General features: G+C 57.2%; 17 protein-coding genes. 8 read left to right on the forward strand and 9 right to left on the reverse strand.

The window, feature by feature from the left end; genetic code table 11:
• Positions 1-4: 4 nt before the first annotated feature.
• The gene (locus PKC29_08180; GenBank protein HML95387.1) at positions 5-1,435 is read left to right on the forward strand and encodes a sigma-54 dependent transcriptional regulator; all 1,431 of its coding nucleotides are present in this window, start codon (positions 5-7) and stop codon (positions 1,433-1,435) included.
• A gap of 10 nt (positions 1,436-1,445) precedes the next feature.
• Here the strand turns inward: PKC29_08180 and rnc are convergent, their stop codons facing one another.
• On the reverse strand, positions 1,446-2,120 hold the full coding sequence (gene rnc / locus PKC29_08185) for a ribonuclease III (protein HML95388.1): 675 nt from the start codon (positions 2,118-2,120) through the stop codon (positions 1,446-1,448).
• Positions 2,121-2,323: 203 nt separating this feature from the next.
• Here rnc and PKC29_08190 point away from each other — a divergent pair, with 203 nt between their 5' ends.
• Entirely contained in the window at positions 2,324-3,037 is a 714-nt protein-coding gene (locus PKC29_08190; protein HML95389.1) for an SIMPL domain-containing protein, read from the forward strand.
• A gap of 6 nt (positions 3,038-3,043) precedes the next feature.
• Here the strand turns inward: PKC29_08190 and PKC29_08195 are convergent, their stop codons facing one another.
• Complete coding sequence (locus PKC29_08195) at positions 3,044-3,391, reverse strand: DUF971 domain-containing protein (GenBank protein ID HML95390.1); 348 nt, start codon at positions 3,389-3,391, stop codon at positions 3,044-3,046.
• Between the two features lie 131 nt (positions 3,392-3,522).
• On the opposite strand from PKC29_08195, the gene PKC29_08200 reads away from it, so the two are divergent.
• The 5 genes from PKC29_08200 (at position 3,523) to xseA (ending at position 7,766) form a co-directional block, all read left to right on the forward strand.
• Complete coding sequence (locus tag PKC29_08200; GenBank protein HML95391.1) at positions 3,523-4,275, forward strand: NAD-dependent deacetylase; 753 nt, start codon at positions 3,523-3,525, stop codon at positions 4,273-4,275.
• A gap of 87 nt (positions 4,276-4,362) precedes the next feature.
• The gene (locus tag PKC29_08205) at positions 4,363-5,826 is read left to right on the forward strand and encodes an FAD-dependent thymidylate synthase (protein HML95392.1); all 1,464 of its coding nucleotides are present in this window, start codon (positions 4,363-4,365) and stop codon (positions 5,824-5,826) included.
• A gap of 1 nt (position 5,827) precedes the next feature.
• A complete protein-coding gene (locus tag PKC29_08210) occupies positions 5,828-6,010 on the forward strand; it encodes a hypothetical protein (GenBank protein HML95393.1) in 183 nt (60 codons plus the stop codon).
• Between the two features lie 18 nt (positions 6,011-6,028).
• Positions 6,029-6,526: a pentapeptide repeat-containing protein gene (locus PKC29_08215; protein HML95394.1), complete on the forward strand. Its 498-nt coding sequence runs from the start codon at positions 6,029-6,031 to the stop codon at positions 6,524-6,526.
• Between the two features lie 70 nt (positions 6,527-6,596).
• A complete protein-coding gene (xseA, locus tag PKC29_08220; protein ID HML95395.1) occupies positions 6,597-7,766 on the forward strand; it encodes an exodeoxyribonuclease VII large subunit in 1,170 nt (389 codons plus the stop codon).
• On the opposite strand, the gene PKC29_08225 is transcribed toward xseA, so the two are convergent.
• Positions 7,763-8,767: an AMP-binding protein gene (locus PKC29_08225; GenBank protein HML95396.1), complete on the reverse strand. Its 1,005-nt coding sequence runs from the start codon at positions 8,765-8,767 to the stop codon at positions 7,763-7,765. The two genes, xseA and PKC29_08225, sit on opposite strands and share 4 nt — an antisense overlap.
• An 82-nt stretch (positions 8,768-8,849) precedes the next feature.
• Here PKC29_08225 and PKC29_08230 point away from each other — a divergent pair, with 82 nt between their 5' ends.
• Positions 8,850-10,211 (forward strand): CCA tRNA nucleotidyltransferase, encoded by a 1,362-nt coding sequence (locus tag PKC29_08230; GenBank protein HML95397.1) that lies wholly within the window; start codon positions 8,850-8,852, stop codon positions 10,209-10,211.
• A gap of 841 nt (positions 10,212-11,052) precedes the next feature.
• Here the strand turns inward: PKC29_08230 and PKC29_08235 are convergent.
• From PKC29_08235 to hemL, 6 genes are all read right to left on the reverse strand, one after another.
• On the reverse strand, positions 11,053-11,511 hold the full coding sequence (locus PKC29_08235; GenBank protein ID HML95398.1) for a hypothetical protein: 459 nt from the start codon (positions 11,509-11,511) through the stop codon (positions 11,053-11,055).
• A gap of 100 nt (positions 11,512-11,611) precedes the next feature.
• Positions 11,612-11,938, reverse strand: coding sequence for an ATP synthase F0 subunit C (locus PKC29_08240; protein ID HML95399.1), 327 nt, complete (start codon positions 11,936-11,938; stop codon positions 11,612-11,614).
• Positions 11,939-11,989: 51 nt separating this feature from the next.
• Positions 11,990-12,688, reverse strand: coding sequence for a F0F1 ATP synthase subunit A (atpB, locus tag PKC29_08245; protein ID HML95400.1), 699 nt, complete (start codon positions 12,686-12,688; stop codon positions 11,990-11,992).
• Complete coding sequence (locus PKC29_08250; GenBank protein HML95401.1) at positions 12,675-13,064, reverse strand: hypothetical protein; 390 nt, start codon at positions 13,062-13,064, stop codon at positions 12,675-12,677. Before PKC29_08250 ends, atpB begins: the two co-directional genes overlap by 14 nt.
• Positions 13,033-13,233 carry an AtpZ/AtpI family protein gene (locus PKC29_08255; GenBank protein ID HML95402.1) on the reverse strand — a complete coding sequence of 67 codons (201 nt, stop codon included), beginning with the start codon at positions 13,231-13,233 and terminating at the stop codon, positions 13,033-13,035. Before PKC29_08255 ends, PKC29_08250 begins: the two co-directional genes overlap by 32 nt.
• A gap of 54 nt (positions 13,234-13,287) precedes the next feature.
• Positions 13,288-14,577 (reverse strand): glutamate-1-semialdehyde 2,1-aminomutase, encoded by a 1,290-nt coding sequence (gene hemL / locus PKC29_08260; GenBank protein HML95403.1) that lies wholly within the window; start codon positions 14,575-14,577, stop codon positions 13,288-13,290.
• Between the last annotated feature and the right edge of the window lie 11 nt (positions 14,578-14,588).

A 14,588-nucleotide genomic window follows, 5' to 3' on the forward strand; every position in this document is an offset into this window, starting at 1 on the left:
CATAATGAAAAAGAAGATACTCGTAGCGGACGACGAAGAAAGCATAAGATGGGTGCTGGGCAAATGCCTCGAGAAGGCGGGCTTCGAGGTCCGGTACGCCGAAAACGGCGCACAGGCCATAGAGTCGGCGTCCTCCGGGGCCTTCTCCTCCATCATCCTTGACATAACCATGCCCGGCATGACGGGTTTCGACGTCCTTAACGAGCTCAGGCAAAGGCACATCGACCCGCCCGTTATCATCATAACGGCGCAGAACACGGTCAAGAACGCCATAGACGCCATGAAGCAGGGGGCATACGACTACCTGGCAAAGCCCTTCGACCTCGACGAGGTCAGGATAACGGTCCAGCGCGCCATCGAAAGCTACGAGAACGCGAAGAAGCTCGAATTCTTAAAGCAGGAGGCCGGCGAAACGGACTCCCTTCACGACATAGTCGGCAAGTCCCAGGCCATGCTCAACATATACAAGATGATAGGTAGGGTGGCCGAAAGAGACATCACCGTCCTCATCATCGGCGAGAGCGGCACGGGAAAGGAGCTCGTCACGAAGGCCATACATTCCAACAGCACGCGGCGCGACGAAAAGCTCGTCTCCGTAAACATCGCGGCCATACCGAAGGACCTTCTCGAAAGCGAGCTCTTCGGATACGAGAAAGGCGCGTTCACCGGGGCTGCGCTTTCGAAGCAGGGCCGCTTCGAAGAAGCGCACAGGGGGACGCTTCACCTGGACGAAATCGGCGACATGCCCGCCGAGCTCCAGACGAAGCTCCTCCGGATACTCGAAGAGAGGAAGTTCTACCGCCTCGGGAGCGAGAGGCCGACGCCCGTAGACGTGAGAATAATCGCCTCGACGAACAAAGAGCTCGAAAAGGAAGTCGCCGAGGGGAGGTTCAGGGAAGACCTCTTCTACCGCCTAAACGCGATAACGATTAAAATCCCGCCCCTCCGGAAAAGGCTCGAAGACGTCATCCCGCTCATCGAGCACTTCCTCGCAAAATACTCGAAAGAGCTCAAGGTCGCCACGAGGACGCTTTCGGACGAAGCGAAGGAGATGGCAAAGAGCTACAACTGGCCCGGCAACGTGCGCGAGCTCGAGAACATGATAAAACGGCTCCTCATACTCACGTCCGACACTGTCATAACGAAAGAGACGCTTCTCGTCGCCGCCCCTCACATGGAAGACAGCGGAAGGCAGGAGGACGAAAACCTCTCCGAGATAATTTCCAGCGAAGTGAAATACCTTCTCGGCCCGGGGGACGCCGAGGGCTCGGTCTACGAGATAATACTTAAGAAGATAGAAAAGCCGCTCATACAATCCATACTCCAGGTCACCAGGGGCAACAAGAAAAAGGCAGCCCAGGTACTGGGCATAAACAGAAACACGCTATCCAAGAAAATAGACGAGCTCGGGCTTAACGTCCAGGAAGACGACTGACGGGAACAGCTCAGGAATTTTTCACGCCGCGCTCGATCTCTTCGAGCCCTTCTTTCGCGGCGGCCTGCTCGGCCTGCTTCTTGTTACTCCCCACGCCCTTTCCTATGGCCCTTCTGCCGAGCTTGACCTCCACGTGAAAGCACTTGTCGTGGGGCGGCCCTTCTTCTAAAACGACCTTGTACTTCGGGACCTTCTTGAACTGCCTCTGGGCGGTTTCCTGGAGCTTCGTCTTATAGTCCTTGAAGATCTCTTCCTTGCCGTTAAGACAGTCTTTCAAAAGACGGGATACGATGGTGTATACCTTCCTGTACCCCCCGTCGATGTACACGGCCCCGATGACGGCCTCGAAAGCCCCCGCGAGATTCGACTGCCTCTTTCTCCCGCCGGTTATCTCTTCCCCTTTTCCGAGGAGTATCTGCTTGTCTATCTTGAGCTCTTTTGCGAAATGGGCGAAATTCATGCGGCTCACTATGGCGCTCCTCATCTTCGAGAGCCTCCCCTCGGCCGCTTCGGGAAACAGGTCGTACAGAACGCGCGCAACGATAAAGCCGAGCACGGCGTCGCCCAGGAATTCGAGCCGCTCGTTACTCTCGACCGAAGTTTCGTTGGCGAAAGAGCTGTGGGTCAGAGCCGTTTTGAGTATCCCCTCGTCCCTGAATTTATATCCTAACTTCTTCTCGATCATGGGTTACGTAATCTTCACATTGTGGCTGCCGTCGCGGGCGGCTTTAAACGTCTATAAACACCTATTATATTTGATTTTACAATGGATTTAAAGACTTACAAGGCCGGAGTGACCGCCGGAATCTTTTCGCCGTCCGGATCGTACGTATGGAGTATAATTATTCCGGTACGCGCCGGAGTAAAAAAAGACAGACGAGGTGAGACATGATTTCGAAAACCGCGCTTTTACTTTCAACGGTCGTTCTGGCACTCGCGGTGAGCTTTCCGTCCCGCGCACAGAACGTGCAGTACGACAAGAGAACGCTTACGGTCAACGGCAAGGGCGAGACGAGCGCCGCACCCGACGTCGCCTACCTTAACCTCGCCGTCGAAACCACGGCAAAGAGCGCTTCACAGGCTGTGAAGGATAACGCCGAAAAGACGAACAGCGTCATGGAGGCGATTAAGGCGAAGCTCGGCGAGAACGACAAGGTATCCACGGCCGGCTACAACCTTACGCCGATACACGAATACAACAACCAGACGAACAAGTCCGAATTCAAGGGCTACAAGGCCAGTAACCAGATCGTCGTCGAGGTGCACGACCTTAAGCAGATAGGCGCTATAATCGACTCTACGGCCGAGGCCGGGCTCAACAACATCCAGGGCCTCAGGTTCGACACCACGAAGAGCGCCGAGCTCAGGAAGAAGGCCCTCGCCGAAGCCGTAAAGGACGCGCAGGCGACGGCCCGGGTGCTCGCCGACGCCGCGGGGGTGAAGATAACCCGCATACTCCAGCTCTCGCCTTCGTACGACTACCCGGCGCCGGTGTACAGGGACTTCGCCATGGCCAAAGAGGCGGCCGCGCCGCCCACCCCGATAGAGCCCGGCGACCTCACGATTAACGCGACCGTAAACGTAGTTTTCGAGATCGAATAGGAAAGTTCAGCTTTCGCGCGAGCCGGCGCACGCCTCGCAGCTGCAAATGTCACGGAGGAACTCGAAGCTGTAAATGCCCGTGTCGTGCTTGTCGTTCCAGTGAAACTTGAGCGCGTACTGCCCGATGGACTCGACGCTCATAGGTTTGATACCGTCCGGCTTCGTACGCAGCGGGATGGTCTTCTTGAAACGCAGCCTCCCGTTCTTGCTCGCCTTCCTCTCCTGGCGGCACGTGGCGCACGGACAGGCCTGCCGGAGGTCCTCGTATATATAGAGGCTCTCGTGCCCGTCGTCCCAGACGATTGAAAGCACCTTGTCGCTGAACTCCGTAATCCGGGCAGGCTTATTGCTCATCTGCTCTCGTCTCCCATGCGTTAGGCTGATAATTTATTATACCGGCATGCCGCCGAAATGCTGAATCCGGCATCGGCGGCGCTGGCCCCCTTCGTTGACTTCACTCACCCTGAAATAGTATAATCCTTCACATGGCTACCGATGTCGCGGCAAAGGTCGCGGAATGGATAACCAGGGCCCGCAAGATAGTCGTTCTCACGGGGCCCGAGCTCTCGGCCGAGTGCGGATTGCCCGATTTTGCGGACCCTGCGATGAACCCGCCCGCCAGGGATTTCCGCGAAGACAGGGCGGTAAGGGCGGAATACTGGAAGAAGATACGGGACGCCTACCCTCTCCTTTCCTCGACGGAGCCCGGCCCTTCGCACAAGGCCCTCGCCGAGCTCGAAATGATAACCAGTCTCGACTGCATCTTCACGCAGACGACGGACGGCCTTCACCACAAGGCCGGGAGCTCGGCGGTCATCGAGCTTAACAGCAGCATCCTCTGGGTCACGTGCACCGGCTGCGGTAAGGACTACGCCTTGGGCGAAATAATAGACCTCCTCGAAAAAGGGGCCGACGTCCCCTCGTGCAGGGAATGCGGCAGCGACCAGATGAAGCCCATGATCTCGTTTCCCGGCCAGCCCCCTCCCCACTGGGAGGCGAGGGAGGCGTGGATAAGGCTCCACACGGCGGACCTTTTCCTGATCGTAGGCGCGAACCTCGACAACGAGCCCATAGCGTCCTATCCCTTTCTCGCGAGGGAGAACAAGGCGAAGGTCGTGATAATAGGCGAGAAGGAAACCCCCGCCGACGAATACGTGGACGCCGTCATATCGGGCAGGCCGGGACAGGTGCTAAATTACATCCTTAAGAAGATGAAAGAAAGCATTACAATCACCTGACGTGTATACTAGATTTCTCCGACTCCCCTTTCATGCGCGGCGGCGCCGCCTTGATCCCCGGGGAGAATAAATGACCGAGGAAGTCCTTTGAACGCCGAAGTTAAAAAATACGTATCCAACACCGACAGGGACATATACACCGTAAGCAACATCCCCGAAGAGGTAATTGCCGTCATATTCGCCTACGTCAGCCGGAGCGCGAAGAGCTTCCGCGACAACATCGGCGTCGTCATACAGGAAGAGCAGCTCGGCCGCGAAAGGGCCGCCCAGTTCCACGAAAAGTGGGTGCTCAACTACGGGCACTCGTCCGTGGCGGAGCACGCGGCGGTACACGTCGGCGTCGAAAGGGTATCGCGTCACTTCTCGTCGCTTTTGGAGCTCTCGAACGAATACCTTTCATTCACGGAATATTCCCAGCGCTATCAAAAGCCGAAGAAGGGCGACTTCTTCATCCCGAAGGAGCTCGACTCCCGCCCGGCGCTGAAGGAAGAATTCACGGCGCTCAACAACGACCTCTACAACACCTACGCGAAGATGAACGACGAGCTCTTCGTATACCTCAAGGACACGCAGCCCGTCCCGGAAGGCGTAGAAGAAAAGGCGCACTTCCGCGCGCTCGAAAAGGTCGCGTTCGAGGACGCCCGCTACGCCCTCACGCTCGCCACGTTCACGAACCTCGGCATGACGGGCAACGCCCGCGCGATGGAAGACTCGCTGACGAAGCTCCTCTCCAGCAAGTTCGAGGAAGTGCGCACGAGGGCGCAGGAGATAAAAGACGAAGTCAGGTTCTCCGTCCCGACGCTCGTAAAATACGCGAACGAGAACGAGTACATCGCCGCGGCGAGGGAAGCCCTGTCGCAGATAACGGCCACCCGCGCGAACGGGGCGGGCTCGAACGCAGCCAGCCCGCGCCCCGTGACGCTTATAGACTGGACGGGCAAGGGAACCCCCGACGCCGAGGACGCGGCACTCGGAAAGATCGTCGGCGCGCTTATTTACGAGAGCTCCGGCGAGTCCTGGGAGGCCGTAGGCGAAGAGCTCTCGCGCATGGGCCCTGCCGACAAGGCGGAGATTTTCAGAAAATCCGTCGAGAAGCTCGGCAAGTACGATAACCCCGTGGCCGCACTCAGGCTCGTCGGCTACACCGCCGAATTCGTTATTAGCGAGGCCTGCTGGCACCAGCTTCTCCGGCACAGGAAGACCGACTGGTTCTTCCAGGACCCTGCCGTTTCACACGGCATTACCGTCCCGCCGAACGTAGAGGGTGCGGGCGTTACGGCGCTCCTCCACGAGGCGGCCGGGGCGAGCGAGGGCGTCTACGGCAGGCTCGTCGGCGAGGGCCTCTCCGAGTCCGCCGTTTACGCCGTCACCAATGCGCACAACAGGCGCGTCGTAGGCAGCTTCAGCCTCTGGGAGCTCTATCACCTGATTAACCTCAGGATGTCCGAAGGGGCGCAGTGGGACATAAAGAACGTGACCGCGATGCTGGCCGCCGAGGTCGGGAGGCATCATCCCGCTCTCGTCGCCCCCGCGCTCAAAAGAGCCAGGTGAAATGCAGACGACAAAATGCAACAACTGCGGCTTCGAGATAGGCATGAAAACACCGAAGTGCGTAAACTGCGGCGAGCCGATAGGCATGAAGGTCCCCGAAACGGGCGGGCTCTGGCGAAAGCTCATATTCATACTTATCGCGATATCGATTGTCCGCACGCTGCTTAAATTCTTCGGCCAGTAACGAAACGGGACAGGCAAAATGGCGAACCAGGAACACGTTAACATCCTGAAAAGCGGCACCGCCGAATGGAACAACTGGCGGGCCGAAAACCCCGGCGTCGGGCCCGACCTCTCGTGGGCGAACCTCTCCGGCGTGGACCTGGCCGGCGCTAACCTCGAAGGGGCGAACATGAAGCTCGCCTTCTGCAAGGGCTGCGCGATGGACGGGGCCATCCTCAAGGGAGCCAACCTCTACGGAACGAACCTCGAAGGTGCTAGCCTCGCCGGCGCACAAATGTCCGGGGCCAACTTCGAGGGCGCGCACCTGATAGGCGCGAATCTTTCCGGCGCCGACCTGAGCGGCGGGGCGTTCAAGCTCGCGAACCTGAGGGAGGCCGTTTTCGAGAACGCCGACCTCAGGGACTGCTCCAGGCTCACGGCCGCGCAGCTCGAAGAGGCGGCGACACTTCGCGGCGCGAAGCTCGACCCGCTCCTCCTGGAGCAGATATCCGTATCCAGCCCGGGCCTCCTCGACTGACCGGCATGCGGTACGGCCGCGTACGGCCGCCGGCTTGACTATCCCCCGCCTATCCAAAATACTTCTCCCGATGGAAGATCATATATCGTTCAGGGACCTTCTCCGGGCCAGGATATACACGGTCTCCGAGCTCACCTCACGCATAAAGGAAGTAATCGAAGAGGAGATCGGCTTCGAATACGTCTGGGTCTCGGGCGAGGTTTCGAATTTCAGGAACAACTACGCGAGCGGCCACTGGTATTTCACCCTGAAGGACGAGGGCAGCCAGATATCCGCCGTCTGCTTTAAATGGTCGAATCAGCGAATTAAATTCCTTCCCGAAAACGGCATGGACGTCATTTGCGCCGGGCAGATCGGCGTTTACGAGAAACAGGGCGCGTACCAGATTAACGTCAGGGACATCGAGCCCCGGGGCGTCGGCGCGCAGGCCCTCGCGCTGGAACAGCTCAAGGAAAAGCTCCTCGCCGAGGGTCTCTTCGACGAAGCCCGGAAGCGCCTCCTGCCCTTTCTTCCGTTCAGAATAGGCGTCGTAACCTCGCCGACCGGGGCCGCCCTCAAGGACATACTCAAAGTCCTCGACAGGCGGTTCCCCAACCTCGAAGTAGTCATCTCCCCGGCGAGGGTTCAGGGCGACGTGGCGGCGGGGGAGATAATCGCGGCCCTCCGGAAGCTCTACGGCGTCCCGGGAATAGAGGTGATAATACTCGCCCGCGGCGGCGGCTCGAAGGAAGATCTCTGGGTATTTAACGACGAGGCCCTGGCGCGCGAGATAGCGAAATCCCCCGTGCCCCTCATCTCGGCCATCGGGCACGAGATAGACGTCACGATAGCCGACCTCGTCGCCGACGTCCGCGCAGCTACCCCTTCGAACGCGGCCGAGCTCGCGGTAAGGGAGAAGGTCGAGATACAGAAGGAGATAGACGAGATAAAGGCGAAGCTCGCCCTCGCGCTCCAGGGCCGCGCCGAGCTCCACGCAAGGGAAGTCGACCAGCTCCAGTCGGACATGGTAGGGCTTCTCAGGCTCAGGCTCGAAGCCGTAACGGCCGAGCACGGCGCGCTCGCCGGAAAGCTCGACGCCCTTAGCCCGCTCAAGGTTTTGGACCGCGGCTACAGCGTCACTTACAAGCTCCCCGAAAAGAGCGTGGTCAAGGATTCCGCCCGGCTCGAAAAGGGCGACGAAGTGCTTATAGGATTTAACAAGGGAACGGCCCGCTGCAAGGTCGAAGAAACGAGCGACTAGCCGGCCTTGCCGGAAAGCTCCGTTATCTCGTGTAGCGTGACCCCCGCCTCGCGGTAGAGGCGGTTAGTCTCCGCCTCCGGCAGACGGTCGGTGAATACATGACTTACCCTGTTTCCGAGCTCGAGCCGGAGCTTCTTCGCGGGCGAAACGCCGTTCTTCCCCGAAACGAGATCGCGTGAAATCACTTCGAGGTCGGCCCCGGTTTCGTAAAGAAGCGTCGGCATCACCTCTACGATATCCATGTAAAAGTCCTTCCTCGAATCCGCGACTGCGGCGCGGCTGATCTTGTAAAGCGTAAGGTAGTTTATCAGTTTCGAGAACGGGCTTGCGGCCGTCATGTAGGAGAACGACTGGTCCTCCATGCCGAGCTTGTGATACTTCCCGGATATCGAGTCGAGAGCGCCCAGGATAGCGCCCTGCGTAAACTCCGTAGCCGCCCCGCCAGCGCCGATAAAAACGGCCGCGAGGTCGCCGGAGCCGACGCCGCCCGCCACCTTCACGAGCTCGTCTTCGAGCTTCTTCCTCTTCATCAGCCCGAACTTTAGCACCGCCCTGAAATCGAGGACCTTCTCGTTCTTTATGTGCGCGTCCGGGAAGACGATTATCCTCTCCACCCCGGGCATAAGCCCGGCGGAATCGATAATCGCGCCGAGAGACTCACCCTGTTCGACGAAGACGAACTTTGCCCCCGTCTCGTTCGCGACGGCCGTTACAGTCTCGGGCGCGGCGTTAAACTCAAGCGGAACTATCACCCCTCCTACGAGCATAACGGCTATCTCGACCGATATCGCTTCGAGCCGGTTAGAGGACGTTACTATGGCCCTGTCCCCCGGCCCGAGGCCGAGATCCATCAGGAACGATGCGATATTCTTCACTTTCCTGTCGAAATCGAGCCAGGTAATCTGCTTCCAGCTCCAGCCGTCTCTCCTCTGGTAGAGAAGCTTGGTTCCATATTCTTTAACACGGCTTTTTAAAAGCCCTGATATTGTATTTTCGCTCATGATTATTCGCTTCGGGTAATCTAAAAGGATACCTTTCCCTGACAGCGTGTAAAATATACTACAAAAACGGCAGTTTTAAACGATGAAAATGACCCGCGGGGTAAAACCCTTCGAAAGTGAATTGTACGAGACAGGAAAAATACTCCTCTCGCGCCTGAGAGAGGCAGGGCACCGTGCGTTCTTCGTCGGCGGATGCGCAAGGGATATGACGCTCGGCATCCCCCCCAGGGAGTACGACATCACCACCAGCGCGACCCCGGACGAGGTTGAGAAGCTCTTCGAGCACACGATTCCCGTCGGCGCGAGCTTCGGCGTCATGCTTGTAATCGTAGGCAGCATGAGGTTCGAAGTCGCCACTTTCAGGAGGGACGAGAGCTACTCCGACGGCCGCCACCCCGATGTCGTGTCGTATAGCGCCAGCGAAGAGGAGGACGTCCTCAGGCGGGATTTCACCATCAACGGCATGCTCTACGACCCGTTCACGGGAGAGGTGATAGATTACACCGGCGGGCTCGAAGACCTTAAGCGCCGCGTCGTACGCACCATAGGCTCCCCCGAAGCGAGATTCACGGAGGACAAGCTCCGGCTCGTGCGCGCTGTTAGATTCGCCTCACGGTATGGCTTTGAAATCGAGGACGAAACGTTTCAGGCGATGAGAGCCCTCGCCGACGGAATCACGCAGGTGAGCGGGGAAAGGATACGCGACGAGCTCGTAAAGATCGTCTCGCAAAAGAACCCCGGTGCGGGGCTCATGCTCCTCAGCGAAAGCGGTCTCCTCGAATACATACTCCCCGAGGCCGAGGCCATGCGCGGGGTCGAGCAGCCGCCCGAATTCCATCCGGAAGGTGACGTCTTCGTCCACACCTGCATGGTGCTCGACAAGATCTACGAGCACGCGGACGGCGAGGTTTCGACGACACTCGCTATGGCGGGGCTCCTTCACGACATAGCGAAGCCCCCCACGTTCACCGAAACCGACAGGATAAGATTCAACGGCCACGACAAGCTAGGGGCCGAGATGTCGAGGGACATATGCAGAAGGCTCAAGTTCTCGAATAAAGAGATCGACACAATCTGCGATCTGATCCGCGAGCACTTAAAGTTCAAGGACGTCTTTCACATGAGGAAGAGCACGCTCAAGAAGTTCGTGCGCCTGCCCGACTTCGAGGAGCACATGGCGCTCCACAGGGCCGACTGCCTCGCGAGCCACGGCATGCTCGACGCCTACGATTTCGTCATGGAGAAGCTGGAAGAGTTCAGGCTCGCCGACGAGGAGATAAAACCCGCCCCGCTAATCACCGGAAAGGATCTCATCAGGATGGGCTACAAACCGGGCCCCGTGTTCAAGGAAATACTGAGCCTCGTCGAGGAGGCGCAGCTTGAGGGGGAGATAAAAGACCCGGGCGAAGCCGAAAGCCTCGTCACCGATAAATACCCCCTCTAGCAGCACATCAGGTGCGCAGGATTACAACATAGCAGTGGCGAGATTCAATGTCCGCTTCGCGCGGACCTGTTACAGAACTTCGGGCCTGTCTACGAACACATAAAATTGCAAGCTGCATAAGCAGCGAAGCAATACATTCCCGGGCCGTTAAAATTCGCGCACGCCTCGCGTGCTGGAATTCGACGTAGCTGACTTGGAAATCCATAGCATCGCCCGGTCGTCTGTTCCATTTAATCACCAGACTTGCCCCGCCGAAGACATCGGGTGGATGAGCGTTAAAAATCCGACTTGGGGCTGTAGGCCGGTGGAGGATTTAGCGAAGGAACGATGATTTTGCACGCCACGCGTGCAGGATTCCGAAGTAGCAGCAGTCTTGCTATTACCGTCTGACGCGCTACGGGTGGCCTTGGCACCTCCTCCGCTATGCCGAAGAAGACACTACGTGTCCCCGGCCCGGCGGACTGTGTCCGCTGACATTCGAAGTAGCAGCGTCGTTGCCATTATCATCAGACGTGCTTCACGTGGTTATAGTCTCGGAACATCCTACGTCGTAAATCACAATTCGTGTGTGCTACTTTTGGTCAGCCAAAAGTAGAAATCCTTTGCCTTTGTTTTTTCGATTGAATCTTCATATCCTGAATTAGGATTCCGCCTTCACTTCGGACTCCGCTTCCGACTTCGCTGAAGCTACGTCGGACAAGAAAGCTTCGTCCGACAAGAAGGCTACGCCGGACAGCCAGGATGACGGATTAAAAGAATGGATTCCCGATTAAAGCACTCGGGAATGACAAACAATGAGGATTCATTAATACGTGGAAGAGCTTCACATCCAAAGCAGTGCCTAATTAAACACCCCGCCGAAACCCGGGGACGATATATACCACTTCTTTCCCTTAGTCACCCACGTATCCACGGACGTGACGCTCTTTTCGGAGACAGAGGGGTATTTGTAGTAAGTGAATACGACCCTGACCTCAGCCTCGGCCTTCTCGCTGTCTGCATCCGGTTTCTCGCCCCCGGGGCCGGGCACCTCGTCCACGACGTAGGTGATCTCCTTTACCTCGTAGCCCGTAATGTTGAGGTCCTTCTCGTTGGCCGATACGAACGCCTCGTATTCGGCGTACTTCTCCGGGTCCACGAACTGCGCGGCCTTCTCGTAGTACTTCCACATTATCAGCTTGTAATAGAGGTCGGTCGATTTGGTAAGGGACTCCTGCTCGTCCTTTTGGATAATACCCGACGCTCCGCCGCATCCGGCGAGCAGGGCCAGCAGAAGAATTGAAAACAGTGCGCCTTTCATAACAGTATGGTAATACCGTTCCGAAGTTATGGCAAACCCCGTAAAGCGCCCCATCCCGTACGTGGGCGGGGAGCCGTGAAAGGGCTCCCCGCAGACGTATTTAGATTTTTCCCTGGAGCAGAAATGCTATGAGAAGAGCATAGATAACGAGGGACTCGATAAGAGCGAGACCGATAATCATCGGCGTAAGAATCTTGGAGCTGGCTCCCGGATTCCTGGCAATACCGCTGAGAGCGGCTGCCGTCGCCCTTCCCTGACCCAGGCCTGCAGCACCGGCTGCAATTGCTATACCCAACCCCGCACCGAGAGCGAGTCCGAGCTTCGTGAGCTCTCCGCCGGTGCCTTCCTGCGCAAAAGCGGCGTCAGGAACGAGCGCGGCGAGCACCGCTACTCCGAATATCGACAGAATCGATAGCGCCTTCTTCATTGTTTACCTCCTGGTAGAGTAGGTCTTGTTTGGTTTTTTTCTACTGAACTCTTATTCAATATCCGTTTCGTGCGATGTCGCGAGCGATATGTAGATCGCCGAGAGCACCGTAAAAATAAACGCCTGAAGGAACGATACGAAAATCCCGAGCCCTACGAAGAGCGCGGGGATAATGTAGTGCACGAGGTTGGTAAAGATTCCGAGCACCATGTGGTCGCCAGTTATGTTCATGAAAAGCCTGAGCGACAGCGAGATCGGACGGACGAAATGGCTTATTACCTCGATGAGGAACATGAGCGGCGCGAGGAAAAGAACGGGCCCCGCGAAGTGTTTCAGATACGCCCAGCCGTTTTCCTTAAGCCCGTAATAGTTGTACATAACGAATATGACGAGTGCGCACGCCACCGGCACGTTGAAATTACCGGTCGGCGGTAAAAACCCGGGAATGATCCCAAGAAGGTTAGCGAAAAGTATGAAAAAGAAGGAAGCACCGAGAAGGGGGAAATATCTCTTCGCCTGCTTCTTCGATCCGAGCATGTTGGCAAATAGGTCGAACAGGAAATCGAGCGTAAGAATCTCGAATATCGTCCTTATGGAAAACTTCTCCTCGGGGAGTACTGCGTCCTTTTTAGAGAGTGAGCTTCTTATGCTGAGCCCCGCGAGCGTGAGCAGTATCAGCACGAGTATCGAGCCCAGGACGTAATCGTACTTATCCATCCCGATAAGTGTGAACCAGCTAAAGTGTTCCATCTTTACTCCCTTTCAAGCTTACTCCGATTATAACTATCACAACTCCCGTAACGCCTATGAAAAAGCCGAACAGGTCAACCTTCGCGAATATGAACATGGCGGCCACTATCGCCACGAACACCGCCATCTTTATAACGAACGCGAAAATGCCGAACCCGGTCGTGTAGGCCTTCCCTATTATGGCGTTCACGAGGAACCTTATCGCCATGAAATTGGCGGTGAACAGAATACCGCCCGCCGCGGTTCCGACGGCGAGCTCCTTCGAGCCTATTAAATAGTTGACGGCCACGAGGAGAGCCGTCACGATCAGCCCGGCCTTCTCAACTGTCCCGACCGTCGGCAGATTAATCAGACTGGCCGTCCTTTCTGTCGTCAATTCTCTTTATCATCCTCAGGAGAAGATTGAACCCCGCAAAACCCCCGGCCAGAAGCCCGAGCATCGTAAACCACGGGGTATCGGTTTCGAGCCATCTATCGACGTACTGCCCGAGCAGTATCCCGGCAATCACCGAAAAGCCGAGCTCGAACCCGATAACGATAAACATGAGCCATTTATACTTGCCCTGTCCCGTCTGAGTTCATTCTCCTCTGTGTAAAGTCTAAAGCGCGCTCAGCGACTTACGCACCGCATCGAGCGTCCTGTCGACGTCCTTCTCCGTATGCGCCAGCGATAGAAAAACAGCCTCGAACTGAGAAGGCGGAAACATAATACCAGCCCTGAGCAAATTTTCAAAAAATTTCGAATACATTTTCGTATCGGACTTAAGGACCGACCTGTAATCCTTGGGCTCCTCGTCCGTGAAAAAGACGGTAAACATCGATTCCACGGAATTAATACGGGCCCTGACCCCGAGCTCTTCTATTATTTCGGCAATCCCCGCAACCATCATTTCTGTAAGCTCCCTGAGCCTCTGGTAATTCCCTCTTCCGGCGAGCTTATGGAGCGTCGCGAGCCCCGCTGCCATCGCGAGCGGGTTGCCCGACAGCGTCCCGGCCTGGTACATCGGCCCCGAGGGCGCGACCATATTCATTATGTCGCGGCGCCCGCCAAAGGCCCCCACGGGCAGCCCTCCGCCTATAATCTTCCCGAGGCAGGTGATGTCGGGGATCACGTCGAACGCTTTCTGCGCGCCGCCGTGGCTCATCCTGAACCCGGTTATAACCTCGTCGAATATAAGGAGCGCCCCGTTCTCCGAAGCGATCCTCCTCAGCCCTTCGAGGAACCCCTCCTCGGGGAGAACGACGCCCATGTTGGCGGCTACAGGCTCCAGAATTATGGCCGCTATCTTGTCCGGATAATTCCCGAAAAGCTCCTCGACCGACGCCAGATCGTTATACGTCGCGAGGAGAGTCCTGTCGGCAAAAGCCTTGGGCACCCCAGGGCTGCTCGGCGTTCCGAACGTAGTCGCCCCAGAGCCTGCCTTCACCAATAGATAATCGGCGTGCCCGTGATAACACCCTTCGAATTTGATTATGTAATCCCGGCCCGTAAACGCCCTGGCGAGACGGACGGCGCTCATCGTCGCCTCGGTCCCCGAGCTCGTCATCCTCACCATCTCGACGGACGGCACGGACTTGACCACGTGCTTTGCGAGCTCTACCTCGTTCCTGCACGGCGCTCCGTAGCTCGTCCCGAGCTCGGCCGCCTTCTTCACGGCCCTTACGACGTCAGCGTCGGCATGCCCCAGGATCAGTGGACCCCACGACGACATATAATCGGTGTACTTGTTCCCGTCCTCGTCGTATATGTACGCCCCTTTTGCCTTCGCGACGAACACGGGCGAGCCCGTGACGGCGTTAAAGGACCTTACGGGGCTGTTCACCCCTCCGGGCATGAGCTTCTCTGCGGCTTTGTAAAGCGCCTTTGATTTCGTGAGATTTAATTTCATAGGATTAAGGT

This window comes from Thermodesulfobacteriota bacterium, from assembly GCA_035325995.1.
Classification (GTDB): domain Bacteria; phylum Desulfobacterota_D; class UBA1144; order Nemesobacterales; family UBA2774; genus JADLGH01.

Coding starts and splice junctions, on each gene's coding strand:
- PKC29_08180 (HML95387.1), top strand. CDS start 5: ATGAAAAAGAAGATACTCGTAGCGGACGACGAAGAAAGCATAAGATGG.
- rnc (HML95388.1), bottom strand. CDS start 2,120: ATGATCGAGAAGAAGTTAGGATATAAATTCAGGGACGAGGGGATACTC.
- PKC29_08190 (HML95389.1), top strand. CDS start 2,324: ATGATTTCGAAAACCGCGCTTTTACTTTCAACGGTCGTTCTGGCACTC.
- PKC29_08195 (HML95390.1), bottom strand. CDS start 3,391: ATGAGCAATAAGCCTGCCCGGATTACGGAGTTCAGCGACAAGGTGCTT.
- PKC29_08200 (HML95391.1), top strand. CDS start 3,523: ATGGCTACCGATGTCGCGGCAAAGGTCGCGGAATGGATAACCAGGGCC.
- PKC29_08210 (HML95393.1), top strand. CDS start 5,828: ATGCAGACGACAAAATGCAACAACTGCGGCTTCGAGATAGGCATGAAA.
- PKC29_08215 (HML95394.1), top strand. CDS start 6,029: ATGGCGAACCAGGAACACGTTAACATCCTGAAAAGCGGCACCGCCGAA.
- xseA (HML95395.1), top strand. CDS start 6,597: ATGGAAGATCATATATCGTTCAGGGACCTTCTCCGGGCCAGGATATAC.
- PKC29_08225 (HML95396.1), bottom strand. CDS start 8,767: ATGAGCGAAAATACAATATCAGGGCTTTTAAAAAGCCGTGTTAAAGAA.
- PKC29_08230 (HML95397.1), top strand. CDS start 8,850: ATGAAAATGACCCGCGGGGTAAAACCCTTCGAAAGTGAATTGTACGAG.
- PKC29_08235 (HML95398.1), bottom strand. CDS start 11,511: ATGAAAGGCGCACTGTTTTCAATTCTTCTGCTGGCCCTGCTCGCCGGA.
- PKC29_08240 (HML95399.1), bottom strand. CDS start 11,938: ATGAAGAAGGCGCTATCGATTCTGTCGATATTCGGAGTAGCGGTGCTC.
- atpB (HML95400.1), bottom strand. CDS start 12,688: ATGGAACACTTTAGCTGGTTCACACTTATCGGGATGGATAAGTACGAT.
- PKC29_08255 (HML95402.1), bottom strand. CDS start 13,233: ATGTTTATCGTTATCGGGTTCGAGCTCGGCTTTTCGGTGATTGCCGGG.
- hemL (HML95403.1), bottom strand. CDS start 14,577: ATGAAATTAAATCTCACGAAATCAAAGGCGCTTTACAAAGCCGCAGAG.